Annotated in this window: 7 protein-coding genes; 1 reads left to right on the top strand and 6 read right to left on the bottom strand. The window is 62.5% G+C overall.

Going from position 1 to position 6,000, the window contains the following annotated elements:
* Positions 1-50 precede the first annotated feature (50 nt).
* Positions 51-482 carry a superinfection immunity protein gene (locus tag MKK51_RS07515; RefSeq protein WP_243976053.1) on the bottom strand — a complete coding sequence of 144 codons (432 nt, stop codon included), beginning with the start codon at positions 480-482 and terminating at the stop codon, positions 51-53.
* The gene (locus MKK51_RS07510; RefSeq protein WP_243976051.1) at positions 479-1,000 is read right to left on the bottom strand and encodes a DUF805 domain-containing protein; all 522 of its coding nucleotides are present in this window, start codon (positions 998-1,000) and stop codon (positions 479-481) included. Before MKK51_RS07510 ends, MKK51_RS07515 begins: the two co-directional genes overlap by 4 nt.
* Before the next feature lie 135 nt (positions 1,001-1,135).
* Between MKK51_RS07510 and MKK51_RS07505 the strand changes: the two genes are divergently transcribed.
* Positions 1,136-1,399 (top strand): helix-turn-helix domain-containing protein, encoded by a 264-nt coding sequence (locus MKK51_RS07505; protein ID WP_243976050.1) that lies wholly within the window; start codon positions 1,136-1,138, stop codon positions 1,397-1,399.
* 17 nt (positions 1,400-1,416) lie between these two features.
* On the opposite strand, the gene MKK51_RS07500 is transcribed toward MKK51_RS07505, so the two are convergent.
* From MKK51_RS07500 to MKK51_RS07485, 4 genes are all read right to left on the bottom strand, one after another.
* Positions 1,417-1,788, bottom strand: a complete 372-nt coding sequence (locus MKK51_RS07500) for a DUF3768 domain-containing protein (protein ID WP_243976048.1) — start codon at positions 1,786-1,788, stop codon at positions 1,417-1,419.
* Positions 1,788-2,411 (bottom strand): hypothetical protein, encoded by a 624-nt coding sequence (locus MKK51_RS07495; protein ID WP_243976047.1) that lies wholly within the window; start codon positions 2,409-2,411, stop codon positions 1,788-1,790. Before MKK51_RS07495 ends, MKK51_RS07500 begins: the two co-directional genes overlap by 1 nt.
* Before the next feature lie 357 nt (positions 2,412-2,768).
* A complete protein-coding gene (locus MKK51_RS07490; protein WP_243976045.1) occupies positions 2,769-5,126 on the bottom strand; it encodes a putative bifunctional diguanylate cyclase/phosphodiesterase in 2,358 nt (785 codons plus the stop codon).
* A 581-nt stretch (positions 5,127-5,707) separates the two neighbouring features.
* Positions 5,708-5,989: a hypothetical protein gene (locus MKK51_RS07485; protein WP_243976042.1), complete on the bottom strand. Its 282-nt coding sequence runs from the start codon at positions 5,987-5,989 to the stop codon at positions 5,708-5,710.
* Positions 5,990-6,000 lie beyond the last annotated feature (11 nt).

Raw genomic sequence — 6,000 nt, 5'->3', positions numbered from 1 at the left:
CGTGTCATCTCCCGGGGTTAAGTGCGGGACTGGCGGCCTACACTAGTTGTCTACAGTCGACGAGTCAGCGCGCTTTTAGAGGCGCGATGCTTAGGTTCTGGGATGGGGCCAGCGGTACGGAGATCGCCGACGCGTTCGAGTGCCCGAACTGCATCGGCCGGCGAAGGGGCGGGCCGCCCGTGTCCGCCATTATCCCCGTGAGGGCCCGCCACGAGGGCGACCCGCCGGGTGTCGTTGACGAACAGGTTCAGTCCCGACTCACCGCCCTGCGAGGCGCCGGGCTGCTCCGGCCGATGCACTGCGTGCAGCGCCCAGGCCAACGTCACGACCCACCCGACGAGCGTTCCGCCGAACAGGCCGTTGACCGCCAGGATGATCCAGCGGTTGGGATGGCGCCGATGAAAGGCAATAATCGACGGTAGGCCGTAGACGGCCACGCAAACGGTGACCGCGACCAGCACCCAGGCGGTGTCGTCGTTCACGCGCCGCGCGCCTGCGAGAGGGCTTGCGCCTTCATTACCTCGAACTCGGCCTCCGACAGGCTGCCGCCGGCGCGAAGCTGCGCCAGCCGCTCGATCTCGGCGATCACGTCACGCTGTGGCTGCGCGAGGGGTTGAGCCGGCACAGGGCCTAAGGGGGCCGCGCCAATTGAAGCGGGCACGGCACCGGCCATAGGGGGCGACCCGAACCGGTTCGGCCCCGGCGTCCCGGCAAAGCAGGCGAAGACCAGCGCGACGGGGCTGAGCAACAACCACCAGCCCGAATGGTCGGTGTCGTGCATCCGCCGAATGCCGGCCGCTACCTGCGGCAGGAGGTGGATCAGGTGGACGAGGCCGATGAACAGGCCGCCATCCTTGTTGCCGGTGGCGAAGGCCGCATCGAGCACCAGCGCGATCAAGGCGATGCCGAGGTACATGAGAATGAAGCGCCAGTAGTCGCCGCGCGAGGTCCGCCCGGAAAAGTCGCGATAGCTCCGCATCGCACTGAGGTACGAGTTCATTATCGTCACGTCTCCGGAAGGGTGCTTGGATCGGTGGGAATGGCAGCCAGCGTACAGCCGGCCGAGCGTCGCCGCTCTTTCATGAACTTGTATTGCCTGGATTGATGGACTGCAACCGGTGCGCTGTCGCCGCCGATGAATGCGCGCGACTTGGTCGGTTGGAATTTGCGTCGCCTGCGGGTGGCAAAGGGTTTGTCGCAGGAGGCGCTCGGCCTGCTCGCCGGCTGCGAGCCGTCCTACGTTGGACGTATCGAACGTGGTCGCGAGAACAGCACCATCGAAACGTTGGAGGGCTTTGCAGCTGTGCTCGATGCCCACATCTCAGCGTTCTTCGTCATCCCCGAAATCGGCACCGAGAAGCCAGCGTCGCTTCGTCCGGGCCGAAAGTCGAAGGCCTGAGCGCTGACGAGCCATCGTCAGTACTCCTCGGCGAGCATGATCGTGAGCACGCGCACCGTGACCGCCGGGTCGGCCGCGTCAGGCGAGTGCCCGGCCATCGCACGGTCGTAGGTGTCGATCTTCCAAAAGCACCGCTGCCCTGTGAGATCGAAGGCGCCAAAATCGTGCTCGCCATGCGGGTCGTCGTCGGCGCCAAAGGCCGCGAACGATTTCATGGCTGCCTCAGCCTCACGACGAAGCGCGGCCGGCATGCTAGCGATCCCTCGCGACAGCATCACGTTGCCGCCGGCAAAGCTCTGGCGGAATGCATCGTTCAGGGCACGTACCCGGTCGGTTCGGGTGGTCGAGGCGGAGTCCGCCTCGACACTGATGGGGGCTGGGCGGTTCATCAGCCTTGCTTCGCGCGATGGACCGCGCCGGGCGGGAGCAAACCGAGTTCGTTGCGATGCCGGGTGATCAGCGGATCATCGGGCCAGTCGCGCCATTGAAGCTCGAACGCGTCGTCGGCCTTAGTGTACATGATGATCGCCTCGAACCAGCCGTCTTGCGGACCTGCGCAGGCGAGCACGAGGCAGCCCCGTTCGATCCCCGGCCAATCGGCGGGCGCCTTGAAACGGCCGCCAGGACCTCCGCCGCCCGCATCGCCACTCGCCCCGCCCCCTGATGCCGGATGGGCGCCGGTGACCTTGGCTGAGGCCCCGACGGGCACGGCAACATCGGGCAGGCCAGCCGCCGTCACGAGCAGGTCGAACACTTCGGCTTTGACGAACGGCACAAAGGCCTTGCCACTTCCGAACAACCGCCCCTGCGGCAGGCCGGCGGCGAGGTTGTGGTGGGTGTCGTCGCTGATCTCGAGCACGTGCATGCCCATCAGGTCAGCGGCGCGCTCGGCCTCGGCCTTGTCACCGGCGGAAAATCGCGAGGCATGGGGGCGGTGTCGTTCGTCGCGGCCGAAAAGGATCAGGCCGGGCGGTATGGCTGCGACTGTCGTGGTTGCGGTGTTCGGGGTCATCAAATGGCTCCAGAAACGACGAAGGCGGCCCGGAGGCCGCCTTGCGTTGAGTGTGAGGGGTAGGATGCACCCGCTCGCTGCCGGTCGGGCTCGGGTGGTGGCAAGGGTCGCAACGGCAGGGTCATCGGGGCATCCGGTCAGCTGCACAACAGCCCGCAGCGACCATCACATTATAAGATTATTATCCTAATGTCAACCCAGGTTGTTCTGTGGTTCGGGACCCGCCTGGCTAAGCTGCGTACTGCCATCATACGGAGAGGCGTATCGCAACGGCGGCAACGCCCCACTCGGCCCGCCGGGGAAAGGGAGCTATTTCGCCCTACCGCACCCCAACCCTACGTTGTGTCCCCGTTCGGCCTATTCAGTCCCCGAAAGCGGACCTTGACCACGTCGAGATTCAAAATCAGATAGCATGACCGATGCTGTACTTGCGGTCATTGGACGCGCAAAATAATAACCCTGGACATGCGAGCAACCCATGTCGGAAAGTATCCTAGCTTCTTCGGCCTTTTCAATGCCTTCGGCGACAATGGACACGTCCAGCGTCGCCCCCAGCTTCACGAGGAGGTCAACGATAGCCAAAGTGCGCTTGTTGTCATTCATTCCGGAGATGAACGAGCGGTCGATCTTGATCGTATCGACCGGGAACCGATTGATGTAACTCAGGCTCGAATAGCCCGTGCCGAAATCATCGAGCGCGATACGGACACCGAGGCCCCGTATGTTCTCAAGTGCGGAAGCCACGCTTGAGGACGGAAGCAGAAAGATGCCTTCGGTGATCTCGATCTGCAGGGACCGAGGATCGATGTCGAACTCGGCCAGGATGACTTTCAGCTTATCGACGAAGCCTGGGTCGTTTAATTCTGTCGCCGAGGTGTTGACACTCATATGCAATGGATGTTCGCCGAAGTGATCCTGCCATACCCGAAGCTGCGCACAGGCTTCTCTGAGGACCCAGCGGTCGATCTGACGGATGAGGCCGATCTCCTCGGCGGCCGGGATGAACTCGGCGGGGGACACCAGGCCGCGCTTGGGATGTTGCCAGCGGATCAGTGCCTCGAAGCCGTCGATGACGCCGCTCGCCAGGTCGAAGATGGGTTGGTAGTGAAGGAGGAACTCGCTGCGCTCGAACGCGAGCCGGACATCGGTCTGCAGCGCCAGGGCGGCTTTCGCCTCGGCCCGCATCGATTCGCTGAAGATGGCGTAATCGCCCTGTCCAGCACGCTTTGCCTGGTACATCGCGACATCGGCGTCGCCGATGAGATCCTCGGGGCTCCGGTACGATGCCGACGCCTGTACGATGCCGATACTACAGGCCGGGAAGATATCCTGCCCGCCCAGTCGTATCGGCATGCGCATGGCGAAGATGATGGCCTCCGCGACCTTCACCGATGTCGCGGGGTTCGCGGGGGCCTCGATCAGCACGGCGAACTCGTCGCCACCTATGCGAGCGAGCGTGTCCTGCGGACGCGTGCACCGCTTCAGCCGTTGCCCGATCTCTTTGAGCAAAGAATCCCCGGCGCCGTGACCCATGCTGTCGTTCACGACCTTAAAGCGATCCAGGTCGAGGAAGATCACCGCGCATCCGTCTACCTGACGGCCGTCGGTGCGCGCGATGGCGAGGGTCAGGCGATCCATGAAGAAAGCGCGGTTGCGCAGGCCCGTGAGGCTGTCGTGGAAGGCGGTGTAGTGAAGTTCCGCCTCGATCCGCTTGCGCTCCTGGATCTCGGTGGTGAGCACCTCGTTCTTGATCTCGGCGATGCGAACACGGGTCGCAAGTTCCTCAGCTTCCTTGCGTTCCGTGATGTCACGCTGAACGGATACCCAGTGCGTGAACCATCCGGCCTCGTTCGCTACCGGCACGATGCTGAGTTCGACCCAGAACTCCGTCCCGTCCTTTCGGTAGTTGATCAGCTCGATCTCTATAGGCCTCCAGCGCGCGAACGCATCACGCAGTTTCGCACGAGATGCAGGGTCCGTCTTCGGGCCTTGCAGGATGCGGGGCGTCTGGCCGAGCACATCCGCATCGCTATAGCCGGTCGTACGGGTGAAGGCCGCGTTGCAGTACAGGATGCGCGGACCCGGCAGGTGGGTCGGCTCCGCCTCGGTGATGAGGATCGAGTCGCGTGCGTGGATTGCCACGGATTCAAGCAGCCGGAGACGTTCGCTCTGGAGCCTGTAGCGTGCGTCCGGCTCCATGGACGGTTTGCGACGAACCAAGCTCAGGTCGAGGAGGGTGGCCAGGTGGGCGGCCTGCGCGCGCAGCACGTAGATCTGTGCGAGGCTGAGGTCGGTTCGGAAATCGCCCCCGGTGACCAGCAGCATGCCTTGGATACGGTTCGGGCTTCGTACGATGGCGCCCGATGCGAAACCCTCGAAATCGACGCCGTCGATCCGTAGGCGGAGTTGCGATACGTCGTAGGGAGCCTCGGCGATGTCCGAGACAATCTTGATCATATTAGCGATGCCGTTCCAGTCGGGTGCCCGCTGGGCCACGACGAGTTCCACGCCCCCCCGACCGAACGTGCCAACACTTCCGAGCAATCTGAAACCCTCGGCCTCCCAGACGTAGAACATCGCGGAGGTACAGTCGGTAGCCTTCACGGCCACGTTCAGAATTTGACCGCACAACGCGATGTCTTGCAAAGCAAGGCCCACGCCCGGGGGACCCGGAGACGGCGGCGTATACATGTCTGTCGAGGCATCGACGAGCATACGACATTATCCTGCTAGTTCTACGTCAGCTTAACTTATGCAAGAAGAAACGAGAGTTTTGCAATGCCTGAAACATTAATCTGAGTTAGAGCCAATCACATTTCATGAGCTGAATATCTTAATAATGGCTGAATTGCCACGTGGTTATCCGTCCCTGCGACCTTGCGGCAAACCAGGTGCCCTCACGGATCGGAGACTTAGGAGCAGCGTGTGATGAGGTGTCCGGGAACGTTTTCTTGATGATGATGACAAACCCCTCTCCCTCACAGACGATCAATGATTTGGTAGGCCGACAACTCCTGTCGCCTGATCAGTGCGCCGAATGCGGCACGATGCGAGGCGAGTGCATGGGCTGGCAGAGTATTGCCGAGACGTCGGATGTTAATGTACTCCAGGGCACAAAAGCCTTCGAGCAGCCGGAAGAATAATTGCGAAGATCAATTCGGATGCTCAGCCGAAGTCTGCACATTGCGTGCCCGGTGCTTATTACAACGGCAACAGTGGGCATGCGGTAGGTTGGTAGCCGTTACGTGGGCATTTCGCTCGTTGGGTGCAGTTCGAGAGAAGTCAAAGGCTGCCGCTCACACCCGTGCTTCCAGAGCCACGACGTCGTCGCCGTCCCAGTGTACGTGAAATCCAGCCTCGTCCGTCGCTTCCGACACAACCGCCTTCCATTCCGTATGAGGGCGTTCGGCCGCTCGCTCGTAGACAAGTTCGCATATCCGCGAGACGCTGCCGACCGACGTCGCGCCCTGCTTCGACCAATGACGGTTCAGACTGGCGAAGGCGACGTCGTATAGTCGCGCTTGTTCGGCGGCGACGAGATCCAGTCGCATGTCCTCGAATTCGGCAGGTCCGAGCATCGCTTCGCGTT

The organism is Methylobacterium sp. E-045, assembly GCF_022829685.1.
Lineage (GTDB): Bacteria > Pseudomonadota > Alphaproteobacteria > Rhizobiales > Beijerinckiaceae > Methylobacterium.
The sequence above is the reverse complement of the archived record's forward strand: the minus strand, read 5'-3'. Positions and strand labels throughout refer to the sequence as shown.

Excerpts from the sequence above, each read along its gene's own strand:
- MKK51_RS07510 (WP_243976051.1), bottom strand. The coding sequence starts at position 1,000 with ATGAACTCGTACCTCAGTGCGATGCGGAGCTATCGCGACTTTTCCGGG.
- MKK51_RS07505 (WP_243976050.1), top strand. The coding sequence starts at position 1,136 with ATGAATGCGCGCGACTTGGTCGGTTGGAATTTGCGTCGCCTGCGGGTG.
- MKK51_RS07500 (WP_243976048.1), bottom strand. The coding sequence starts at position 1,788 with ATGAACCGCCCAGCCCCCATCAGTGTCGAGGCGGACTCCGCCTCGACC.
- MKK51_RS07495 (WP_243976047.1), bottom strand. The coding sequence starts at position 2,411 with ATGACCCCGAACACCGCAACCACGACAGTCGCAGCCATACCGCCCGGC.
- MKK51_RS07490 (WP_243976045.1), bottom strand. The coding sequence starts at position 5,126 with ATGCTCGTCGATGCCTCGACAGACATGTATACGCCGCCGTCTCCGGGT.
- MKK51_RS07485 (WP_243976042.1), bottom strand. The coding sequence starts at position 5,989 with ATGCTCGGACCTGCCGAATTCGAGGACATGCGACTGGATCTCGTCGCC.